Below are 23,312 nucleotides of genomic sequence, written 5' to 3' on the forward strand. Positions count from 1 at the left end.
TGATCATGATTGGCCTGGGACAGCCGGACAGACGGCAGGAGGACATCATCAGATGGACCCTGACGAGAAGAAATAAATCCTGGAACGGGAATACGCCATTCCCATGACCGTTGAAATGAAAGAGGAGGCGGAGACCATGTGCGGTATCGGACACGCCATTGCAAGAAAGAACCTGGAAGAAGGCATGCAAAAGGGCCTGCAAAAAGGCCGCCTGGAGGGGAAACAGGAAGGCATTGCTCTGGTCCAACGGGAATTGCTGCTGAACCTGTTTTCCAGCGGTATGCCTGTGGAGCAGATTTCTGCAGGGACAAAGGTTCCTGTCAGCTATGTACGGAAACTGGCTGAAAAAGCTGGAAAATAATAAGTATAACAGATAAAAAAACGAACTGTGAAACTGCCTGCTGGCAACTTCACAGTTCGTTTTTTACGCCTAACAGAATCTCCGTCTGATCTGCTTGATTACAGACCACAGAAGAACGCCGATGGAAATGGTCAGGAATACGGCAGCAATGGGAGACTGGAAGAATTTCAGGAAGCTTCCGTCCGTATACTGCATGCCCCGGATCAGGTTCTGCTCTACTTCCTTCCCGAGTACCAGACCCAGGATCAGCGGTGCCTGGGGATATTTGTACTTGCTCATGAAGTAACCGATGACCCCGAATCCCAGAGAAGTCCAGACATCGAACATATTGTGGTTGGTGCCATAGGTCCCCACCACGCACAAGACGAAAATAATGGGGAACAGGATGTATTTGGGCACATCCAGGACCCGTACAAAGGCCCGGATACCTCCGTATTCTACTACCAGCATCACGACTGTGGCCACCATAAGACCGGCAAACAGGCCATAGACCAGTTCACCACTCTGTTGGAACAGCAGGGGTCCGGGGATGATGCCGTGGAGCATCAGGCCGCCCAGAATGATGGCAGTTACCGTATCCCCGGGAATCCCCAGGGTCAGCAGCGGGATCAGCGCCCCGCCAATGGAAGCGTTGTTGGATGTTTCAGAAGCCACAATCCCGTCCATGCAGCCGGTGCCGAATTTTTCCGGATGTTTGCTCTGTTGTTTGGCCACACTGTAGGCCACAATGTTGGAAGTGGCTCCGCCAATTCCCGGCAGGATGCCGATGCCAATACCAATCAGAGCCGACCGTATGAAGTTGACGAACTGGTCCTTAAATTCCTGCAGGGTAAAACCAAAACCCTTGATTTTGTATTCCAGGATCTGCCCTTCCTTGGACTTGACCCCGTCGGCTGCCGCTTTCAGGATTTCAGCGGTGGCAAAGAGCCCAATCATCACTGGCAGTTGGGAAAAACCGTTTTCCAGTTCCGGGATCCCGAAGGTGAAGCGGGCGGAACCGGTAATATCGGAAATCCCAAACAGGGAAATCACAATGCCGAACACCCCGGCCATAACCGCTTTAAAGGGATTGTCAGAAATCATGGCGGCAATCATGGTCAGCGCAAAGAGACAGATGGAAAAAGTTTCAATGGGACCGAACTTCAAGGCAGCTTTTGCCAGAGGCGGTGCAATGAAGAACAGGGCAATCATGGAAAGAATGGTCCCCAGGAAGGAATAGAAGATACCGATGCCCAGAGCCCTTCCTCCTTCTCCCCGTTCCGCCATGGGTGCACCATCAAAAGTGGTTGCTACGGAAGAGGGTGTACCGGGAATTTTCAGCAGAATGGCAGAAATCAGACCGCCGGAAGTGCCTCCCACATACAGCGCAATCAGCATGGAAATCCCGTTAAGTGGAGACATCCCAAAGGTAATGGGCAGACACAGGGCCACTGCCATGGTGGAAGTAAGCCCGGGAATGGAGCCAAAGATGATACCCACAACAACCCCCACCAGGATAATCAGCAGGGTTGTGGGATTCAGTACAGATAAAATGCCTTCAACAACCATAACATCCTCCTTAGAACAGGATCCCGGCCGGAAGGAGCAGGGAAAAGACTTCTTCAAAGACTTCATTGATCAAAAGGGGCACCACCAGGGCCAGGACGCCGATCATAATGTAGTGCTTCCGGTTCCGATTTTCCAACGGGATGAAAATCAGCATCTGGGCGGCCATGTACAGAATGGAAGAAAGCACAAATCCCAGAGTATCCAGCAGAGCAATATAAAGAAAAAGTGCAAGGGCTGTAAGGCCCAGGCATTTCAGATCAGCCGTGATGCCTTTCTGGTGATCATCCGGAGTGAATTTTTCCCACAGCAACAGGCAGAGACTGATAAAAATCCAGATTTTCGTACAGACTTTCGGCATAAAGTCTCCACCAATGCCAATGGAAGATCCCGGAGGGATGCTCTGAGACGCCACCGCCAGGGCAATGCCCACCAGCAGCAGGACCAGATCGATGATGTATTCCGCAAGTTTTCTTGTACCCATAATTTTTCCTTTCACAAATGGAGAAGCTGGCACCGATCTGCAGCGAGCCGGTACCAGCTTTGTTGCTCTTCATTCAGGAGACGGCTCCGTCAGTTGTTCTTGGCAACATCCGTAAACTTGACTCCCTGAAGGACTTTTTCATAGGCGCTGAACTTGGCCAGTCCATCGCTGCCCGGCAGGAAGGTGGGTTTCTGGAAGTACATGTTGTAAATCTTGCTCTGGTAATCCTTATCATTTTCAATGATGTCTTTGGCTGCCGCATTGAAAGAATCAATCAGAGCCTGATCCGTACCTTTGGGGAAGGCCACAAAGTAGTAGAAGGGCACATAGGCGTCAAAGCCCTGGTGTTTGATGGTCTTTACATTGATGTTCTTGTCCGGAACCACCAGATCATTTTCCCCATCCATAGCCAGAGGAACCATTTCCCCTTTGGCAATGTAATCCTTTACGCCGCCGTAAGGAGAGAAGATGACATCCACATGGCCCCCCAGAAGGGCGGTCAGACGGGATGCTGCAGCTCCTGCATCCACCATTTTCAGTTTAAATCCCTGATTGACCAGCTGGGATGCAATGACATAAGAGGTAGCCCCGGTCTGGACGGCAATCTTCAGTTCATCCGGATGTTGTTCCGTATAGGCTTTCAGTTCAGCCAACGAATTGATCCCCAGTTTCTTGTTCACCACAATGACATTCCCGGGGTTCAGACCTACTATGGATGCAAAGGAGAAATCATCGAATCCGAAATCGGAAGCCTTGCTGGCCTTGTTCACGGCAAATCCCGTGTGGTTGAACAGGAGGATGCTGCCGTCTTTCTTCCCATCCTTGACCTTCCGGGATCCGGTAGCGCCTCCATTACCCTTGATGTTGGAAACGACGATGTTGGTTCCCAGTTTCTTGCTCAGCTTCTGGGACAGCAGACGGGCGTTGAAATCCGTATCCCCGCCGGCCCCATAAGGGACCACCACTTCCACGTTTTTGGGCCATTTGGCCTTGGTATTGGCGGTCTTCCCCTTGTCTTTGGCTCCCCCACAGCCTGTAACAGCAACCAGAAGCGCCGCTGCCAGCCCTGCACACAAAATTTTTTTCAGCATTGTTCTCCCTCCTTGGATTTTTACGAAAATTAAATATTTTGCGAACAGCAAGCAGAATTTTAATTTCCTGAATTTTCCGTAACACCTTGTTACAATCATTATATTGCCCTATAATGTAGATGTACACTTAATAAATCAACAGAGAATCCTTAATTATTTTTCTATATGTCAGCAATAAGGAGTTGATTCCACTTATGGATACCAGACTCATCGAGCATATCCTTAAAATTGCAGAAGAAAAGAGCATCACCAAAGCGGCGGAAAAGCTGTATCTGACCCAGTCGGCGCTGAACCAGCAGCTGCTCCACCTGGAGCATGAACTGGGAACGCCGCTTTTCAAGCGGAGCAAGACCAACTGGGGGCCCACCCGGGCCGGGGAAATCTACCTGGAGGGAGCCCGGGAAATGCTCCGGGTGAAGCAGAATACCTACAGCCAGATCAGCGACCTGACCCATGGGTACACGGGAACCATCCGGGTGGGCATGACCCCGGTCCGGGGACCGGACATGTTCATCCATGTGTATCCGGCTTTCCATGAACAGTATCCCAATCTGGTGGTGGTTCCCTATGAACTGAACGTGTTCCAGATGCAGAAGCTGGTCACTGCCGGGGATCTGGACCTGGGGTTCATGACCCTGTTCGAAAGCCAGCGGGATGACAATGAATACCAGAATCTGTATGAAGAAGAGATCCTCATTGCGGTGCCGGAAGCCTGGAATCTGGAAGGGGCCGTAATGGAAGCCGGAAAAAGACGGCCCCGGCTGCCCCTCCTGGCCCTGAAGGACCGGCCCATGATCCTGCTCCGGAAGCAGACCACCATGCGTCCGGTGCTGGACCGGCTGTTCCGGGCCCGGCAGGTGGTGCCGCAGATCCTGTTCGACACCGCCAACCCTGCCACCATCCTGGAAATGGTCCGGGCCGGGATCTGCTGCGGCATCGTGGCGGAATCCACTGCCCAGGGCTTCGAACAGGGGATCCGGTACTATTCCTTTGAAAAGCCCCTCCGCTGGAACGTGGCAGTCAGCTACCCCAAAGGAGCCTTTTTGAACCAGGCGGAGAATTTGTTCATCCAGCAGGCCCGGGAGTACTGGATGCAAAAAGCCAAAGTGCAGAGTGCAGAGCAAAAGTGAAAAATAAAACGCAGAATGACCCAAAGGGCTGCTCCTGCGCAGGAGCAGCCCTTTGGGTCTGTTGGTTTCCAAGGATGTATGAGTTTGGTACACAGTTGGCGAAAGAAGATTACCGAAAGATACCCAGCACGTAGCCGGCCACCAGCCACATGATGTTCATGACCCACAAGGGCAAAGATTACATATCCGGGAGCCGGAACCACACTGAGGCCTACAATCAGCAGCACTGTAAGCAGCAGGTTGAACCAGAACAGTTTGGGCCGACGGAGTTCGGACTGGTCCTTCTTCTCCATATCTTCCATAATGACGCTTTCATCCACCTGCCGGAGCCCAACAGAGATCTTACCCCAAAATCCCTGTTTTATCTCAGCAATCCTGCCTCATACGCAATGAACAAAATGGTAAAGCCTGCCAGGTACAGGAATCCGAATACACCCAGCCAGAACAGGCCGCCCTTGACTTTGTTCGCTCCCGTCCGCACCAGGGAGAAGTTCAGCAGTGCAAAGAACGGAGTGGAAACAAAGGAGCAGATCATGGCGAAGTAGAGCATGGTGGCCACATCACTCATGAAGCCGGAAATGATGACAATCCCGATCAGGGCCGTAACCGTCATCCAGATGTTCAGGTTCCGGGTGGAGCTGTGATCCTTTTTCAGCAGCAGCCGGAGGGCCTCATCGTTGGCACGGGAGTAGCCGTCGATAACGGTAAGGGTGGTCCCGAACATGCACAGGAAAGCAATCAGGGCAATGAGCAGTTTGGACCAGGATCCGATGGCAAAGGCGTACATTTTGATCAGCTGGCCGATATAGGCAACACCGGCTGCCTCGACCTTTTCACCGCTGCCGTACTGGACCAGTGCCCCCAGGGCCATGAAGACCAGGGCAAGGATTGCCGTACCGATGTAGCCCACGTTGAAGTCGAAGATGCCATCCTTGAAACTGACCGGATTCAGGCGGCGTTTCGCAACCACCCACATGGAATTCAACGCGGAGATTTCAATGGGTGCCGGCATCCAGCCCATCAGGGCCACGATAAAGCCGAGAGATGTCAGCGTCCAGGGATTGGGTGCCACAAAATCCTGTGCCATGGGCATACCGCCTTTGAAGGCTGCGATAATTACGGCAGATACCGTAGAAACGGTCAGGGCAATCATGATCCCTTTGGAAAGCCCATCCAGGAAACGGTACTGTCCCAGGATCAGCATTCCCCAGGTAATGGCAATGACCATGGTGCTGGCCATGGGGATGCTCACGGCAAAGTTCACGCCCACCGCCATGAAGATGAATTTCAGGATTGCAGCACAAATAATGCTGACGGCGGCAGTGTTGACCATGGCGGCAAACACGTTCAGTATGAAGAATACCCCGAGATACAGATTGCCTTTTCTCTGATACCCTTGCAGCAGGGACTCATTGGTGGACAGGGTATAATGGACACCAAAACGGAAAAACGGATACTTGCAAAGGTTCGCAAGGATAATGATGATGGCCAGCTGCCACCCGTAAATGGCCCCTGCCTGGGTGGAAGCAACAATGTGGGATCCGCCCACAGCAGCCGATGCCATCAGGATACCCGGCCCCAGTGCCCGGAGTTTGGAATGCCAGCTGGAGACCTGACTGTTCTCTTCGGCATCTTCCATTGTTTTTTCAATGGTTAAAGACTCTTGCATGATAAAACCGCCCCTCATTCAATTCTGCACTCATAAAACAATGAGTGATGACGGCTATTCTACCATGGCATATCATAGAAATCAAGTATTTTATCGAAGAATTTTTATTCATCAACTTGTCAACTTTGTTTTTATTCAAATGCAATTATTGGAAAATGATACATTTGTTATCTCTTCATTTGTGGTATCTGTCTTTTCAGAACGGACAAACAGAGTATGCAATCCAATCCGGTCTTCTTCCCGGCCCCCCTTTTGATCTCGGGCAACGTCTGTTGTGCAAAGGTTGTATAGAGGTTGGATAAGAAGCCGTTAGAGACACATAGCCATATACAAGGGAAGGAATCCGATTCCTTCTTTCATCTGCAGATCCCGGGTATAGAGGATGTACCGTTCTTCCATTTTCAATTGGTACTTTTTCACCAGATAGTCAAAGGATTTATGGGTCTGGTAGCCTGAGGATTTCACTTCCAGGGGGCAGAGTTTCTTATTCCTCACAATCAGGAAATCAATCTCATAAGAATTCTCCCTTTGGCTGCCTTCAGGACAGTAGCGGTATTCATGGAAATACAGGCCATGCCCGGCCGCCCGCAGCATCTGGGCCACCATGTTTTCCATAACCATTCCCTCATTGATTCCCAAACGCCCGGTAATCAGCGCTTTGTACAAGGCATCTCCTGTTTCTGCATCACTGCGCATGATCTGGGTCACCAAAAGCCCCGTATCCCCCATATACAGTTTAAAATTGCTCCGGTCCGCAAACAGTTCCAGTGCTGGTTCCGGTTTGGTTACGTTGATGCATTCATTGCCGATCATAGAATCCGCTATAAAGGAAACGGCTTCTACATAGTTCCGATACCGTGCATTTTTTCCCAACAGGGACAGTTTGAAATGAGAATTCTTGTTTTCCAATTGTTCCGGAATCGTACGGAATACCACGGAAGCCTTGTCATGATTCTGCTGATCATATTTTGCCAGGTCTTCCTCATACAGGTCCAGGATATTGCGTTTGATGAAATCGATCTGGGCGAAATCCTTCCCTTCCACAAGGGCCTCCACTGCCTGGGGCATTCCCCCCACGGCCATGTAGGTGCGGAACTTTTTCATGATGACCCGATGGATTTTATCCCCCAACGGTTTTCTCCGGGCAAAGGCGTCCCTGATGGCTGGTCCCGTGATTTCGTCCTGGATGGCCCACAGATACTCTTCAAAATCCATGGGAAACATCCTGATCCGATATTCTTCGGAAGGGATCAGGATATTTTGTACATTCTTGCGGATGGAAATCAGAGAACCGGTTTCCAGATAATCATACCGGCCGTCCTTCACCAGATACTTGATGGCCTGTCTGGCTTCCGGGAAAAGCTGTACCTCGTCAAAAATAATGGCACAGCGTTTTCCCTTGAGGGATTTTCCTTTCAAAAGGAACAGAGTACGAAAAAAAGCATCCAAATCGTTCAGATTTTCCCGAAAATTTTCTCTGATGTCCTGATTTTCCAGAGCAAAATCCAAAATCAGATAGTCATCATACTCGTTTTTTGCAAATTCCTCAATGATGGTACTTTTTCCAATACGCCGTGCCCCTTCCAGCAGTACCGCCGTAGAACCGGCTGCCATTTTTTTCCAATACAGCAGTTTTTCATAGACCTTTCTCCGAAACAGCACGCTGAACCCTCCTTTAACATATCTTACACAAAATGAAAAGTGTTTATGGCTCTTTCAGCACGAAAATGATAAATCTTTTAGGTTATTATAGCACGAAAACAGTAAATGTTTTTGGCTATTTTTGCACGAAAACGATAAATCTTTTTAAAATTATCTCCTGTTTTTTTCGTGACTTTATAAGAAGGGGTGGCCGGGCATCCTGCGGGCGGCCGGGCCTGCCGCCCCTACACCCCCTACGAGTTCCCTCTACGGGACAGGGCTTTATTTTGCCAATAAAATAAATTTCGTACCAAAAATATTGTAATTTTAATATTTTTGGTACGAAATTTATTGATTATGTGATTTATTTCCCTTGAAAAATATTTTTATTTTTCATCTTGTTTTATAAATAGCCCCTTCATTTCCCCATATGATCCCGGATTCCCCGGCTCTGCTGTTTTTCGGCAGCCTTTTTCCAGGTCTCCCGGTTCTTTTTGGTGGGAGCCGGTTCGGATTCCCCGAAAATAGCCCGTACCCAGTGCCCGTCAGTGGGATTGGGCATCAGGATGAATTTTTTCCCGAACAGATCCTTGTCCTTTTCCATCAGGTCATTCCGCTGGTCCACATCCTTCACATAATATACCCGCTGGAAATCATTCAGGCTGTCTCCCAGATACACGGCGATATTGTGGGTCTGGGCGATTTTCTTCTGTTCCTTTTCCTTGTTGGAGGTGTCGATGAGCACGGTGAGATGGTCTTTGTCCGCATAGGGGAACTGCAGATCCTGAAGGTTCTTCAGGGCATAGCCATAGGTGCCTTCTCCCTGGTCCCGGCTGGTGACGTAGAACACTTCCACCCCTTTGGATTTGCAATAGTTGAGAAAGTCCACTGCCCCAGGGGCTGTGGTCAGTTTATCCTGTTTGATAGGCTCATCCCACATGGGATCATCGAAAGCATCATGTTTGGTGGCAATCATGGACCCCCAGTAGTCCGGATGGAGGATCAGTGTATCATCCACGTCAGTGACCACGCACAGGGGTTTGTCCCCGGATTTTTGGGCGGCCAAAGCCTGATCCACCCGTTCCTGGGCAATGTTGAAGGCCTGGTAGAATTGCCGGGAAAGTGTTCTTCTGTACTTTACGAAAATCTTGTTTTTCCATTTCTGTTCGTCTGTACTTTACGTTTTTCTATTTATAGGATAAAGTGTTAAATATAAAATTTTACTGAATGGAATCATCCACAAAAATATCCTTGTTTTTTGTTGGAATAAAAAAATGCAAAATACCCCGGTGCCACACACCGGGGGATTTCCGTGCTTCAAGGACATGGTTAATCGTCTGCCTATGACCAATCCTCTTTTGCTGCTTTTTACGCTTCCAGTATTCTTTTGGGGTTTTTCTTAAAACACCAATCCAATTCATCCTGGGACAAGCCATTTTCCAACAACATTTCGGCAAACATTTCCATCGCTTCATCCGGATACGGTGAGGAGGGCTGTCCCACATCAGAGGAAAGGAGCACATGATCCGCTCCCAGCTCCCGGATTTCCTCCACCAGCTCTTCAATCGGGGTATCTCCCCGACGTACATTGAAAAAGCAGTGTTCTACGAAACCTCCCAATTGGACAACTTTCTTTCTTTCTGCCTTCGTATAATAATCGGCAGGATTATCCGCATGGGTGGCTATCAATGTCCGGATTCCCAGTTCCTTTCCTTTCTGCAGAACAGCCAGGCCTTCTTGGGCACTGATATGCCCGGTAGCCAGAGCCATTCCGCATCGAGCCACAGTTTCCAGTACGGATACCACCTCTGGTTTCAGCTTTCCTTCAGGATCCAAAAGATAGAGATAGGAATCTGCTTCCTGCTTTGTCAGTTCTGGCTTTTTTTTCTGTTGATAACTGCGGGCTTCCAAAGTGGGCATCCAGCAAATCCGCCCGCCCAGTTTGCTGCAATTCTCCACGGCATAAGGGTTCATCCCTCCTACCGTCCTATTCAGGACAATCCCTCCCACAATAAGCATGGACGGATATCTGGATTGGAGAAGAGCAGCCCGGCTGGCAGTCTCAGAAAAATGATTCTTCAGGACAAATCCCGCAAATTTCTTTTTTGACAGCTGTTCGGCAACTTCTTCATCTGAAAATTTTCGTGGAGATACATCCGGTCCTGGATGAAGATGAATATCATAGAATCCTTTACAGGAAATCTTCATTGCAATTCCTCCTTAATATGGCAGGAAAACAGGAATCAACCCAACAATTACCAGATACGTTAAAACTACCATGGGAATCCCAATTTTTAAAAAATCCAGAAATTTATACTGGGTCCAGCCTACCGTCATCATATTTTGAGGTGCCGCAAAAGGAGTGGCATAAGAAGCAGCCCCAGCCAGGGTAATGATCATGGCCACCGGATAAGGACTGACTCCAATCTGTTGTGCAATGGAAATCCCTATGGGCATGAACACCAATATAGTTGGAATATTGGACATAATCTGAGTCAGCCCAGCAGCAGCCCAGAACATAACAGTAGAAATCATGAAAGGGCTGGGATTGTCGCCAAGGATATGGATGATCAGATCCGCTACGGCCTGACCAGCGCCACTGTTCTTTACCCCGGTTGAAATTACACTCAAAGCTCCTACCAGAATCAAGCAGTTCCAATCAATGGCCTTCAAGGCCTCTTTCAAAGTCATACAGCGGGTTGCCACAATAACGCAGGCCCCCAATACAGCCGCCACATGCATGGGTACAGCCTTGATTCCGGAAGCAATGACGGCCAGAACCACCAGCATGGTAATGGAAGCGATGGTCGCTTTGGATTTATTCAGCTCTTTCTTTTCTGTTTTGGCAAATTCAGGAATGTATCCCGTATCGGGGATCATCCGGGACCCAATAAAGGTAAAGTACAAGGTTCCGATGATGCATACCCCAATACCGAAAGGGGTAATGCTGAAAAAGCCAAATGGTGTCAATCCCAGTTCTCCCATGGAAGCAGCTGCGGCAGCATTGGATCCCACACCAACCAACGTGACGAATCCTCCGAACTGAGCACCAAACAGCAAGCCCAAAAGTGCCCGGGACGGCCCAATTCCAGCAGCCACACACATGGCCGTGACCAGAGGAGCCATCGCCACCATTACCCCGATATTGCTGCAGACAGAACTGAGAAGGCAGGAAACGATCAATGTGGCCAGAATGATATTCCGTTCGCTTTTTCCCGTAAGAGCCACCATTTTCTTGCCAATGGCATCGGTAATCCCGGTGTGGAATAAAGACGCTCCCACAACCATCATCCCGGCAAGCAGGATATTGGTATTGTTGTCATAAGCGGCAAAAACCGTATTCATTTTCACAATGCCGAAGAAGCCATAGGACAAGGATGCCAGAATGGCTGTAACGGCAATGGGAAATGGTTCCCATATAAAACATATAATTGTAATTGCCAGAATGCCTAAGGCAAGAGCCATCGGTGTCATAAATAAATTCCTCCCTTGGTACGTGCTTTTTACGCCCCTTATCCGGTGCTAGCTTCCGCAAGGGCATTTCTTGTTCGCAATAGTATGATAACTTATTCTGTCAACAAAGTAAAACATATATATTTTAACTGTTTAACAAAATAATTTTGTTGAATGATTGTATAATTAAATTGAAACGACCATAGGATCATACAATCACAAAGAAAATCCGTACAACCTTTGTTTTTCGGGTTGTACGGATTTTTTACGGCTCCCTGACAGACCTTTCCAACTGGGATTTGTCTTTTTTAGAAATCAAACATCCCTGCAGGTGCTTTGTCCGGTTTTTTTGTATCTGTATAGGTTTTGGCCGTTTCGTAATCCACATCGTGGATGGGCCAGGTAGGTTCCTTGCCTTCATAGACTTCTTCGACTCCCATGGCAGAGAAGTAAGAAGCTCTATGGGCTGCTTCCGTTGTATTCCCGCCGATGTGAGGATAAATGATCACATTGTCCAGGGTCAGCAGGGGATTCTTGGGATCCACCGGTTCTTTCCGGATGGCGTCCAGGCCTGCCCCAGCGATGACTCCGTCCTTGCAGGCTTCATACAGATCTTCTTCCACCACCAGGGCGCCCCGGGCCGTATTAATCAGGAAAGCAGTAGGTTTCATCTTGGCCAGGGTTTCCTTGTTGATCATATTTCGGGTTACTGGAGTGTTGGGCGCATGAAGGGAAACGTAATCACTTTCCGTAAGGATCCGATCCAGATCCCGGACCACTTCCACTCCATCAGGGAAATCTTTGGCCGGTTTATAAGGATCGTAGCACAGTACGTTCATTTCCATAGCCAGGCACCGTTTCGCCACCCGGCTGCCGATGTTTCCACAGCCCACAATCCCTACGGTCTTGCCATTCAGGGTATTCTTGCGGACTTTCAATTTTGCTTTATAAAAATCATTTACCCAGGTTTTATGCAGCACAGTCACATTCCGGCTGCATTCCAGCATCAGCAGCAGAGCCGTTTCCGCCACAGATGTGCTGTTGGCCACCGGTGCATACAGGGCCTGGACCCCATTGTCATGGCAGGCCTTCACATCCAGGGCATCAAATCCGGCACCATGGCGGACAATGACTTTTAAATTGGGATCAGCTTCAATGACTTCCCGGGTAATGGGCGTAATCCGGACAATCATGGCATCTGGTTGATGTTCCTTGAAATCAGCCAGTACATCAGCCGTTTCAAATCCTCGCCCCTGAATGATGGTATGACCGGCTTTTTCCAACAATTCCCGTCCTTCACTCATGATTTCCTGTGGTAATAAGATTTTCCAGCCCATTTGTATCACACGCTCCTTTGCAATTTCATCATGCCAGATGATTTCTTTTCTTCTTCACAAATTCCAAACAGTTTCTGTCAGCCTTTCCCATTCTATCTGTTCATCCGTTGATCTTTCCGATAAGCAGCCAAAGCACCGTTAATTCAGTGCCCGTCTGGTGTTGAAAAACATGAACCCTATGACTAGAAATGCTACCATAATGGCAGCCCCCACACCTGCCGTAAGGCCTACCCCGCTGCTGAGCCAGATGGGCGTCAGTCCCACAAAGATATCCTTCCAGGACATGAGGGTGGAATAGATCCCGTGACTGTCCCCGGCATGGGATTCAGAGTTGGGGTCGATGGAACGGACCAGGGCCAGACCGGTGGACGTATTGCCGGTGGCTGCCCCGAAGCACATGCAGGCTTTTTCGAACCATTCTTCCTTGGCGAACTTCCGGGCACAGAACAGCACCAGGGGCACGGTCAGGGCGGTCATCACCACACAGTAGATGGCCAGGGGCGCCGCATAAGTGGAAACGAACTTCAGGTTCAGGGTGGCCATGGCAGTAAACACCACCAGTTCCAGGAAGAATCCGGACAGCAGTTTGACGGTCTTCAGATCCACGAATTTTTCCAGATGGAGCTGCTCAATGATGGCCCACATCACCGCACCCCCTACCACACCGTGGAGCACGCTGGGCAGGTGCAGGGCCTTGAAGGCCGGGAAGGTGTTCAGGAAACCGAAGATCTGCTGCCCGATGAACAGGGCTCCCATGAGCCAGGCAAACTGCAGGGCCAGGTGGTTGATGCTGATGGAAGTGGTCACCGTGCTCCCTACGGATTTCCGCTGGTCAGCCGGCAGGGCGCCCCCGTAGAAGTAATCCGGCTGTTTGGTGGGTTCCTTCACATAGGTCCCCCAGCCTTTCCGAACCCCGTAGTTCACCAGGGCCATCCCCACGGTCATGGCCACAATCAGCCCCACCGTAGACAGCACCATGGCAATGGCCATATGGCCTTCATAACCCAGCTTTTCGAAAGAAGCGGCAGCCGCTGCTGCGGTCCCGTGGCCCCCGTGGAAGGAGAAGACCCCCAGGACTCCCCAGCCTACCGGCAGTCCCGGCCAGGCGCCTCTCAGGAAAGCTCCCAGGAGCGTGCCCACGCACATCTGCATGCCATAGGCCGGCATGGGCAGACACACATAGTCCAGGTAGGAGTGGAGCATTTTCCGGTTGAAGCTGACCCCGAACACCAGGGACACCATGACGATGTCGATCAGGACGCCGGGGACACTGCCCAACACTTTGGGTACGGTAATCAAACCTGCACCCTGCTGACCAAGTGCCAGCATAATCAGTCCTCCCACCAGGGAAGCAGGCAAAAACAGTTTCTGCAGGGGCTTTATAAATTCACGGACGAAGAACCCCAGCAGAATAAACATACTTACGGCCGTCATCATATTCATCAATGCTCTGATTGTCATATTGCACCTCGGACGTATCTTCCAGTTTCTATAAGTATAAAATTTCAGTCATCTTTTGAGAAAAGGGAAGGACGGGAACTGAAGGTTTCCGTCCTTCTCATGAGGGGTAGAGGGTTTGTCCTGCTGTTTCTTATTCGTTCCAGGCCTTGTCCAGGATCTCCACTTCTTTCTTTTCGATCAGGGCATCCACCCATTCCCGTTTGGCTCTGCCTTCCTGGGCGGCCAACAGCTTGGCTTCGTCTTTTTCCTGGAAAGCCCGGGCATTCTTCAGCACGGTTTCCGCTTCCTGGAGAGGGATCACGATGACACCGTCTTCATCCATTACGATGATATCCCCCGGGTTGATGCTGATGCCGCCGCAGGAGATGGGCACGTTGATTTCCCCGGGTCCTTCTTTATACGGGCCGGCCGGGTTGGTTCCCGTTGCATAAATCGGCATTTCCATTTTCCGGACGGCATCGATATCCCGGATGGGCCCATCGATGATGATGCCGGCAGCGCCCCGGGAAGCCAGGTAGGTGAACATAATTTCTCCGATCAGGGACCGGTAGCTTTCGCCGCCGTCATTGGAAAGGATGATCACGTCGCCAGGTTTGGCCATGTTCAGGGCTTTGTGGAGCATCAGGTTGTCCCCGCTGCGGGTCTTGATGGTGAGGGCGCGGCCCACGTTGATGGGGTTCTTGGGAGCGCTCTGGAGTTTGATCCGGGGATGCATCCCCACCAGACGGCCCATGGTGTCAGAAATGTTGGCGGCGGGAATGGTGCTGAAGGCATCCAGCAGTTCCTGGGGAGCTTCCGGTTTTTTCAGGAAAATACGGTTTCCAATAGACATAATCAATTCCTCCTCAAAGTATATCTTGAATGTTTTTTTCCATGACAGGTTATTTCGGTTTTTCTGTCATTTCCTTTTGACACCTGTATCATAAATCCTTGCGACAACAAAGTAAAACAGTTATAATTTGGATATATAACAAATTATTTTTGTAGCATAATCCATGCCTGTGCAAAGGAGGAATCTTCATGGATCTGGAAAGTCTCCACTATTTTGCCGAACTGACCAAGGACCTGAACATGACCCAGACGGCCAAACGGCTGTACCTGTCCCAGCAGACCCTGTCCAACCACATAGCCCGGCTGGAACGGTACTGCGGCACGGCCCTGTTCTACCGGAAGCCCCGGCTGTCCCTGACTCCCGCCGGCCTGGCCCTGCTGCATTTTTCCAGCAGCATCCTGACCCAGGAACGGGAATTCAAGGAGGTGCTTTCGGACCTGATCGACGAATCCAGCGGGGTCATCCGGTTCGGAGCCAGCTTCGTCCGGTACAACTACATGCTCCCCAGCATCCTGCCCACCTTTTCCCAGAGATACCCCCAGGTGTCCCTCCAGCTTACGGATGACACTTCCGGCCATCTGATGGCCAAACTGGACCAGGGGGAACTGGATGTGATCCTGTCCGTGCGGAACGAAAATCTTCCCGGTCTGTCCAGCACCCTGCTGTTGTCCAACCAGTTGTACCTGCTGGTTTCCGACCGGCTGCTGGAACAGTACTACGGCCCGGCGGCCCAGGCCATCAAGGAGCAGTCCCGCCGGGGAGCCCAGCTGGAGGATTTTGCCAAACTGCCCTTCCTGCTGATCACACCCCCCAACAAACTGGGTACCCTGATCGCCAACTGCTTCGAAGAAGCCGGGGTGATCCCCCGGGTGTACCTGTCCACCAGTTACATGCGGATGGGCGGGGCCCTGGCCTCCCAGGGGCTCTGTGCCGCCTTTTCCACCACCATGCCCCTGTACAAGCTCCAGCAGAATCTGGCGGAGGATGTGAACGTGTTCCCGGTGCTCTACAAACGGCACCCGGTGAGCCACGACCTGTACCTGGCCTACTACGAAAACCGCTACCACCCCCAGTACACCCAGTACTTCATCCAGCTGCTCCGGGAATATTACAGCCAAATCGACGCCCTGGATCTCACCAGGATTAGGGAATAAGGAAAGGGGGTGTGAAAAAATGCTTTTTCACACCCCGTCACTAGTCACTAGTCTCTAGTCTAGTCTCTAGCCGATGGAAGCCAGCTGACGCAAGCGAAATAAAGGCGCTGTGGATGATTTTTTCACAGCGCCTTCTTCCATATCATTTTCTCTTCTTTGCTTCTTCCAATAGAGGATCTACGATCTGTTCCCATTGGGTAGGAGCAGCATCCACGAACTTCTCCGCAAAATCAAAAGGCACCAGCATTTCATGGGATGCTTTAGCGGCTACGGTCATCAGTGGTTCCACCCCGGCATCCTTCAGCAGGTCGATGGACCCTTCCAGTTCATGGCCTCTCCGTTTGGCATGGACACCGGTACCGGTGACCAGACGGTTCAGATGGGACACAAAGGGCGTGCCGTCCAGGGATTTGGACAGGGAATTCACCACTTCTTCGGCCACTCCATAGGCATGGGCCCCTTCCAGCATTTCGATCATCAGGCTGGCAATCCCCTTCATGAAAATGCTGCGCACCAGTTTGATGGCGGAAGCGGAACCGGCTTTTTCCCCGGCCAGGGTGATGTCCATATGGTAGGGTGCCATGGTTTCCTTGAAGGCAGCGGCCCCGTTGCCGCTGGCGGTGATGGGCACCTGGTGTTTCTTTTTGGGCAGGGATCCCAGCATGGCCCCGTCGGTGAACAGGACGCCAGTGTCTTTGATCTTTTCCCAGATGGCCTGTTTGGTGGCCGGGGTGGAAGCGCTTACATCCACATACAGCTGGCCTTTCCGCAGATGGTCTTTGATTTCGTCACAGACCCCCATGGTGAAGGTGGAGGGAACCGCGGCAAAAACCACATCCGCCCAGTCCACCAGGTCCCTGGAATCGTCCACCAGGGTAACATGGGCTTCTTCCGCCCGTTTGTGGACCAGTTTCCCCATGACTTCATGGTTCTGCATGGCGTCGTGGGCCTTGATGCCCCGGATGCCTTCCCCATACAACCCTTGTGCAATGTTGAATGCCGCTTCGCCGAAACCGATAAATCCAATATTCATATCCATATCCTCCCGAATCACAGATTCTCTTGTTTTCTCTTTGCAATTGTATGATACGGGATTTTACCAACAAAGTAAAACAGTTATAGTTTGAAATATTGACAAATTTTCTTTGTGAATGTTCCAGCAGCAAAAAAACAAAAGGCAGCCGGAGACCGGCTGCCTTCCTTCTTCCAGTGACTAGTGACAGAACGGCTGCTCAGGGCAGCCGTTCTCTTTACAGCGTTACGAAATCCGCGCTCTGGATACCGTCCAGGCCGGCGATCATCTGCAGGGTGGCTTTTTCCACCGGGCTGTCCACGGTCATGATCATCATGGCGTTGCCGGTCTTGGGCTTCCGGGCCACCTGCATGTTGGCGATATTCACATGGGCCGCTCCCAAGAGGGTCCCCATCTGGCCGATCATCCCGGGCTTGTCGTCGTTCTTGGCCAGGATCATGTAGTGTTCCGGCACCAGGTCATAGTGATAGCCCTGGACTTCCGTAATATGCGGGGTTTCGTCGGGAGCCACCATACCGGCAGCGGTAAAGGTCTTGTTCCCGCTGGAAATCTTCACGGAAACCCGGTTCATCCGTTCTTCCCCGTTCATCTTGCCTTCCACCACGGCTACACCCCGGGTTTCCGCAGCCAGTTCGGCGTTGACCATGTTCACCCGTTCCTTCAGGATGGGATCGAACAGGCCCTTCAGGATGCTCCGGGTGATCAGGGTGGTTTCCAGGTTGGCGGCCGGCCCTTCGTAGACCACTTCCACCTTGTCCACCGGGTCTTTTTCCATCTGGTAGTACAGTTTGCCCAGGCATTCACCCAGCTGCAGGTAGCCCATCATCCCTTCCAGTTCCTGAGGATGGAGAGCCGGCAGGTTTACCGCATTGGGCACCATCTGGCCGTTGAGCACATTCACCACTTCCTGGGCAATGGAAATGCCCACCTTGTCCTGGGCTTCCACGGTATCCGCGCCCAGGTGAGGTGTCAGCACGCACTGTTCCAGCCCGATCAGGGGAGAAATGGGTTTGGGTTCATCCACCAGCACATCCAGACCAATGCTGGCCACCTGGCCTTCCTTGATGGCATCGGCCACAGCCTGTTCGTTGTACAGGCCGCCCCGGGCACAGTTCACCAGCCGGACGCCCTTCTTGCATTTCTTCAGTTCTTCCTTGCCGATCATGTTGATGGTTTCTTCGGTCTTGGGAGTATGGATGGTGATCACATCGGCCTTGGCCAGCAGATCATCCAGGGTTTCGCATTTTTCCACTCCCAGCCGTTTGAACCGGGAATCAGGGATATAGGGATCGTAGGCGATGACTTTCATTTCAAAAGCCTGCATCCGTTTAGTCACCAGGGTACCGATCCGGCCCAGGCCGATGATGCCCAGAGTCTTGTGGTACAGTTCCACGCCCTTCAGGTTCTTCCGGTCCCACACCCGGCTTTCGATCATTTTCTGGGCTTTCACCGTGTTCCGGCAGGAAGCCAGCATCAGGCCGATGGTGTGTTCGGCAGCGGAAATCACATTGGCTTCCGGGGTGTTCACCACAATGATCCCCCGTTTGGTGGCCCCTTCGATATCGATGTTGTCCACCCCGTTGCCGGCGCGGCCCACCACTTTCAGGTTCCTGGCGGCCTGGTAGAATTCTTCGTTGACTTTGGTTACGCTGCGGACGATGATGGCATCATAATCCCCCACAATTTTCAGCAGCTCTTCCCGGGGAATGTCGAATTTTACAGTTACTTCCAGATCCGGCTGGGCTTTCAGCATTTCCACGCCTTTGTCAGAAATCCGTTCCACCACGATGACTTTTTTCTTGTCCATGTTTTTTCTCTCCTTGTTCCCTGTAGGGATAAAATAAAAACTCCCGTGCCTGACCCCCTAAACGGGTATGTCAAGGACGGGAGAACCTCTCACGTGGTGCCACCTTATTTCGCTGCACTGCAGCCTCATTTCCAGGGTAACGGCTTGGCCGGGTGGGTTGCTGCCCCCACCGTCTCAGGAGTGGATTCCACAGGGTCTTCCGCTGCTTCCCACAGCCAGCAGCTCTCTGAAAGAAAAGGCCTTGTGTACTTGGTTCCTTCATGGACACTTTTTTCGGTATATCTATTTAGGTACATCAAGCACTTGCTTACGATTTTACTCATTCTCCCCTGTATTGTCAAGAGTTTTCGTAAATTTTTCCGCCCGGTCCAGGTGCTTTTTCAGAATCCGCGTACGGTCTCCCACGGACTCCATGGCGGACTGGGCTTCCGCCAGCTTCTTTTCCGCCCGTTCCACTGCCGTCTGGAAAGCCCCCAGGTCCGTGTTGATCTGGGCCACCAGCCGCCACACCTGGCTGGTCTGTTTCTGGATCACCAGGGTCCGGAAGCCCATCTGGAGGCTGTTCACCACCGCCGCCAGGGTGGTGGGTCCCACCAGGGTCACCCGGTATTTCCGCTGGAGCTCACTGACAAGCCCCGGCCGGGACACCGCTTCTGCAAAAAGCCCTTCCAGGGGCAGATACAGCAGCCCGAAATCTGTGGAATAAGGAGGCGCGATGTATTTGTCCCGGATGTCTTTTGCCTCGCTTTTCAGCCGGATTTCCAGCTGTTTCAGGGCCAGTGTTTCCCCATCGGCATCCCCGTCTTCCCGGGCCTGGACCAGGCGCTGGTAGTCCTCCAGGGGGAATTTGGCATCGATGGGCAGCCATACCGGGGCATCCCCGGTACGTCCCGGAAGACGGATGGCGAATTCCACCCGTTCCTGGCTCCGGGGACGGATAGCCACATTGGTGCCGTACTGTTCCGGAGCCAGCATATCCCCCAGCAGGTTCCCCAGCTGCATTTCGCCCCAGATCCCCCGGTTCTTCACATTGGTCAGGACCTTTTTCAGGTCTCCCACACCCTGGGCCAGGGACTGCATGGACCCCAGCCCCCGGTTCACCATGGCCAGCCGGTCGCTGACCACGCTCATGGACAGGGTCACCTTCTGATCCAGGCTGTTCCGGAGCCGGTCCGCCTCTTCCCGGGCCTGTTGGGCCCGGATTTCTTCCTGGGCCCCCAGGGATTTCTGGAGCTGGACCAGAAGCACGATGAGCACAAGGAGGGCGCACAATACCGCCCCCAGCAAGATGGTTTCCATGACAGTTTCCGCCTTTCGTAAAATTCTCATTCCATTATAGCAAAAAAGAAGATATGCGAACAGGTGTTTTTACCTTTACCCTCTCTCATTTCTGCGCTATAATTAAATTAATCGCATAACTAATTAACTGCAAAGAGGGGAAGGCTTATGCACAGACGGAATTCGGAAGAAACCATGCAGCGGCTGATAGATGCCGGGGCGGAACTGTTTGACAAAAAGGGGTACCACAATGTTTCCATCAAGGAAATCGGCCGGCTGGCCGGCTGCAACAGTGCTTTGATTTCCTACCATTTTGGCAGCAAACAGGCCCTGTACCAGGCCATCATCGAAAGCCAGCTGGAAGTGCTCCACCAGCTGGAAGACGGGATTGAAAAAGAAGAAAAAATGCCTCTCCAGCGGCTGAAACAGTATCTCCACGCCATCCTGAAAAGCCAGCTGGATCCCCGGCGTCACATGATTATCCTGTACCAGGAGCTGCTGACCCCTTCCGGACTGCTGGATCAGGACTCATGGCACAAGCTGACCCAGATGGGGAATTACGTGGAAAGCCTGCTGATCCAGTCAGTGGAGCAGGGGCAGCTCAAAGCCCCGGTCCAGGACGACGATTATGCCTATGTGACCTTCATTCTGACGGCCATTACGGAAATGCTGTTCCTGGTCAAGGACCGGCCCCTGTCCCTGAATCCGGAAAACCAGCCGCTGGAGCAGCTGCTGGACCGGCTGATCGGATTTGTCCTGAGGGCGCTGATGCCGTGAAAAAGGGGGTGTGAAAAAATGCTTTTTCACACCCCGTCACTAGTCACTAGTCTCTAGTCACTAGCCGATGGAAGCCAGCTGACGCAAGCGAAATAAAGGCGCTGTGGATGATTTTTTCACAGCGCCCTTTTTTTACGCTTCCATCAGATCCGTCATGCTGTGGAGACTGATGGCTATGGTCGATCCGTTGTGGAGCAGGGCCGTTGTGGCCGGAGGCAGGATCCCCATCACCCCCAGGCCGATCAGACCTGCATTGAAGGACACGACGAAATCGTAGTTGAAATTCACCCGCTTCATCAGCAGGGTGCTGATCTGTTTCAGTACCACCAGCTGGCGCAGGTCGTGGGCGGAGATGGTGATATCCGCAATCTCCCGGGCGATGTCCGCCCCTTCGGCAATGGCCACCCCGGCATCCGCTTCGGACAGGGCCGGGGAATCGTTGATGCCGTCCCCCACCATGACCACCCGGTGGCCGCTGGCTTTGGCGTCTTTCACGAACCGGGCCTTATCTTCCGGCAGCACCTCCGCATAGAACTTGTCCACGCCGATTTTGGCCGCCACGGCGGCTGCGGTCCGTTCGCTGTCCCCGGTCATCATCACCAGGTGCTTGAATCCGGCTTTCCGCAGATCCTGGAGCACTGCCGGCGCTTCCGGCCGGAGCGGGTCCTGGATGCAGATGATGGCCACCAGTTTGCCGTCCAGGGCCATGTAGATATGGGAATATTCCTCCGGACGGCTTTCATACAGAGCTTCTTCCCCTTCCGGGATCACACATTTCTCATCATCGAAGATGAAGTGTCCGGATCCGATCACGATCCGTTTGCCCTCCACCATGGAGGCGATCCCGTGGGCCACGATGTATTCCACTTTGCTGTGCATTTCCTCGTGGATCAGCCCTTCTTCCGCCGCCTGGCGCACAATGGCGTTGGCCACCGAATGGGGGAAATGTTCCTCCAGACAGGCCGCGTAGCGCAGCACGGTGGCACGGTCATACCCACTGAAGCAAAGTACATCTGCCACTTTGGGTTTGGCCAGGGTCAGAGTACCGGTCTTGTCGAAGACAATGGTATCCGCCTGGGCCACCGCTTCCAGGAATTTGCCCCCTTTGACGGTGATCTTGTGGGTACTGCATTCCCGCATGGCCGACAGCACCGCCAGGGGCATGGACAGTTTCAGGGCACAGGAGAAGTCCACCATCAGGATGGACATGGCCCGGGTCAGGTTCCGGGTCAGCAGATAGGTGAGCAGGGTCCCTCCCAGGCACCAGGGCACCAGGCTGTCCGCCAGATGGTTGGCCCGGCTTTCCAGGTTGGACTTGAAGGCTTCGGAATCCTGGATCATCTGGACGATCCGGTCGTACCGGTTGGAACCGGCACCGCCTTTCACCCGGATGGTGATTTCCCCGTCTTCCACCACGGTCCCGGCATAGACGGTAAGCCCCGGCGTCTTGTGCACCGGCAGGGATTCCCCGGTCATGGACGCCTGGTTCACCATGGCGTCCCCCCCGGCCACTTCCCCATCCAGAGGAATGGTGCTGCCCATCTTCACGCTGACCAGGTCCCCGGCCTGGATATCGGACAGGGACACTTCCACTTCCGACCCGTCCACCACTTTCCACACTGTGTCGATGTGAAGGGACATGTTGTCCGCCAGATCATGGACGGACTTCTGGTAGGTCCATTCTTCCAGCAGTTCCCCGACCCGCAGCAGCAGCATTACGGAACCGGCGGTACTGATGTCCTTCTGGAGCATGGCCGCCGTAATGGCCGTGGCGTCCAGCACCGGCACATCCAGCCGGCCGTGGCGCAGGGATTGCAGCCCCAACCGGATAAAGCCCAGGGTATGGTACCAGCCCCAGACCATCCGGATGGGCAGGGGCAGGAACCACTTGCAGGCAAAGTGACGGGCCAGCAGGGTGATCAGCCGGTTCCGGTACTGCCGGTTCAGCATCAGGGCTCCAGCCTTTTCTTTGGTGGCTTTCCGCAGGTCCGGATCGTTCATGTTCAGCCGGGCCAGGGCCTTCAAGATCCCTTCCCGGGTCTTCCCCAGATCATCGGGCCGGTACAGCACGGCAATGCCCGCTGCTCCTGAATACAGCTTCACCTTCCGGATCCCGGGGACCCGTTCCAGGCCGCCCAGGATGGCCGCTCCCTGTTCCAGGCTGAAGGAACGGACACTCCGCCCTTCCTGGGCCAGGCAGCGGACCCGGAGACGGCCGGCTGTTTCATGTTGGATTTGAAATTTCATGAGGCTTCGGCT

Annotated in this window: 19 protein-coding genes; 4 read left to right on the forward strand and 15 right to left on the reverse strand. The window is 52.5% G+C overall.

The genetic code is table 11. The features are described from left to right. Window positions 1-136 precede the first annotated feature (136 nt). Window positions 137-361 carry an RpnC/YadD family protein gene (locus ACFER_RS10335; RefSeq protein WP_041666276.1) on the forward strand — a complete coding sequence of 75 codons (225 nt, stop codon included), beginning with the start codon at window positions 137-139 and terminating at the stop codon, window positions 359-361. Between the two features lie 69 nt (window positions 362-430). Here ACFER_RS10335 and ACFER_RS10340 read toward each other — a convergent pair whose 3' ends face one another. The 3 genes from ACFER_RS10340 to ACFER_RS10350 all read right to left on the reverse strand — a co-directional run bounded on the left by ACFER_RS10340 (window position 431) and on the right by ACFER_RS10350 (window position 3,481). Beyond that, window positions 431-1,909: a tripartite tricarboxylate transporter permease gene (locus ACFER_RS10340; RefSeq protein ID WP_012939344.1), complete on the reverse strand. Its 1,479-nt coding sequence runs from the start codon at window positions 1,907-1,909 to the stop codon at window positions 431-433. A gap of 10 nt (window positions 1,910-1,919) precedes the next feature. Then, window positions 1,920-2,390: a tripartite tricarboxylate transporter TctB family protein gene (locus tag ACFER_RS10345; RefSeq protein ID WP_012939345.1), complete on the reverse strand. Its 471-nt coding sequence runs from the start codon at window positions 2,388-2,390 to the stop codon at window positions 1,920-1,922. Window positions 2,391-2,479: 89 nt separating this feature from the next. Beyond that, entirely contained in the window at window positions 2,480-3,481 is a 1,002-nt protein-coding gene (locus ACFER_RS10350) for a tripartite tricarboxylate transporter substrate binding protein (RefSeq protein ID WP_012939346.1), read from the reverse strand. Window positions 3,482-3,675: 194 nt separating this feature from the next. Here ACFER_RS10350 and ACFER_RS10355 point away from each other — a divergent pair, with 194 nt between their 5' ends. Continuing rightward, window positions 3,676-4,611, forward strand: a complete 936-nt coding sequence (locus tag ACFER_RS10355; protein ID WP_012939347.1) for a LysR family transcriptional regulator — start codon at window positions 3,676-3,678, stop codon at window positions 4,609-4,611. Between the two features lie 361 nt (window positions 4,612-4,972). Here ACFER_RS10355 and ACFER_RS10360 read toward each other — a convergent pair whose 3' ends face one another. From ACFER_RS10360 to ACFER_RS10395, 8 genes are all read right to left on the reverse strand, one after another. Beyond that, window positions 4,973-6,280, reverse strand: coding sequence for an NRAMP family divalent metal transporter (locus ACFER_RS10360; protein WP_012939348.1), 1,308 nt, complete (start codon window positions 6,278-6,280; stop codon window positions 4,973-4,975). 309 nt (window positions 6,281-6,589) lie between these two features. Beyond that, window positions 6,590-7,942, reverse strand: a complete 1,353-nt coding sequence (locus ACFER_RS10365) for an ATP-binding protein (protein ID WP_012939349.1) — start codon at window positions 7,940-7,942, stop codon at window positions 6,590-6,592. 397 nt (window positions 7,943-8,339) lie between these two features. Next, entirely contained in the window at window positions 8,340-9,068 is a 729-nt protein-coding gene (locus ACFER_RS10370; protein WP_071818359.1) for a 5'-nucleotidase, lipoprotein e(P4) family, read from the reverse strand. Between the two features lie 221 nt (window positions 9,069-9,289). Then, a complete protein-coding gene (locus ACFER_RS10375) occupies window positions 9,290-10,129 on the reverse strand; it encodes a DUF6282 family protein (RefSeq protein WP_012939350.1) in 840 nt (279 codons plus the stop codon). Window positions 10,130-10,141: 12 nt separating this feature from the next. Then, complete coding sequence (locus ACFER_RS10380) at window positions 10,142-11,395, reverse strand: SLC13 family permease (protein WP_012939351.1); 1,254 nt, start codon at window positions 11,393-11,395, stop codon at window positions 10,142-10,144. Window positions 11,396-11,682: 287 nt separating this feature from the next. Then, entirely contained in the window at window positions 11,683-12,711 is a 1,029-nt protein-coding gene (locus ACFER_RS10385; protein ID WP_012939352.1) for a hydroxyacid dehydrogenase, read from the reverse strand. Between the two features lie 138 nt (window positions 12,712-12,849). Next, window positions 12,850-14,172 carry a sodium/glutamate symporter gene (locus ACFER_RS10390; RefSeq protein WP_012939353.1) on the reverse strand — a complete coding sequence of 441 codons (1,323 nt, stop codon included), beginning with the start codon at window positions 14,170-14,172 and terminating at the stop codon, window positions 12,850-12,852. Between the two features lie 130 nt (window positions 14,173-14,302). Continuing rightward, window positions 14,303-15,004, reverse strand: a complete 702-nt coding sequence (locus ACFER_RS10395; protein ID WP_012939354.1) for an RraA family protein — start codon at window positions 15,002-15,004, stop codon at window positions 14,303-14,305. Window positions 15,005-15,192: 188 nt separating this feature from the next. On the opposite strand from ACFER_RS10395, the gene ACFER_RS10400 reads away from it, so the two are divergent. After that, window positions 15,193-16,158, forward strand: a complete 966-nt coding sequence (locus ACFER_RS10400) for a LysR family transcriptional regulator (protein ID WP_012939355.1) — start codon at window positions 15,193-15,195, stop codon at window positions 16,156-16,158. Window positions 16,159-16,300: 142 nt separating this feature from the next. On the opposite strand, the gene ACFER_RS10405 is transcribed toward ACFER_RS10400, so the two are convergent. The 3 genes from ACFER_RS10405 to ACFER_RS10415 form a co-directional block, all read right to left on the reverse strand. Then, window positions 16,301-17,191 carry an NAD(P)-dependent oxidoreductase gene (locus ACFER_RS10405; RefSeq protein ID WP_012939356.1) on the reverse strand — a complete coding sequence of 297 codons (891 nt, stop codon included), beginning with the start codon at window positions 17,189-17,191 and terminating at the stop codon, window positions 16,301-16,303. A 217-nt stretch (window positions 17,192-17,408) separates the two neighbouring features. Next, window positions 17,409-18,998: a phosphoglycerate dehydrogenase gene (serA, locus tag ACFER_RS10410; protein WP_012939357.1), complete on the reverse strand. Its 1,590-nt coding sequence runs from the start codon at window positions 18,996-18,998 to the stop codon at window positions 17,409-17,411. Window positions 18,999-19,313: 315 nt separating this feature from the next. Beyond that, window positions 19,314-20,297, reverse strand: coding sequence for a DNA recombination protein RmuC (locus tag ACFER_RS10415; protein ID WP_012939358.1), 984 nt, complete (start codon window positions 20,295-20,297; stop codon window positions 19,314-19,316). 147 nt (window positions 20,298-20,444) lie between these two features. Here ACFER_RS10415 and ACFER_RS10420 point away from each other — a divergent pair, with 147 nt between their 5' ends. Then, window positions 20,445-21,053, forward strand: a complete 609-nt coding sequence (locus tag ACFER_RS10420) for a TetR/AcrR family transcriptional regulator (protein WP_012939359.1) — start codon at window positions 20,445-20,447, stop codon at window positions 21,051-21,053. A 132-nt stretch (window positions 21,054-21,185) separates the two neighbouring features. Here the strand turns inward: ACFER_RS10420 and ACFER_RS10425 are convergent, their stop codons facing one another. Continuing rightward, a complete protein-coding gene (locus tag ACFER_RS10425) occupies window positions 21,186-23,300 on the reverse strand; it encodes a heavy metal translocating P-type ATPase (protein WP_012939360.1) in 2,115 nt (704 codons plus the stop codon). Window positions 23,301-23,312: the final 12 nt, after the last annotated feature.

The organism is Acidaminococcus fermentans DSM 20731, from assembly GCF_000025305.1.
Classification (GTDB): Bacteria; Bacillota; Negativicutes; order Acidaminococcales; family Acidaminococcaceae; genus Acidaminococcus; species Acidaminococcus fermentans.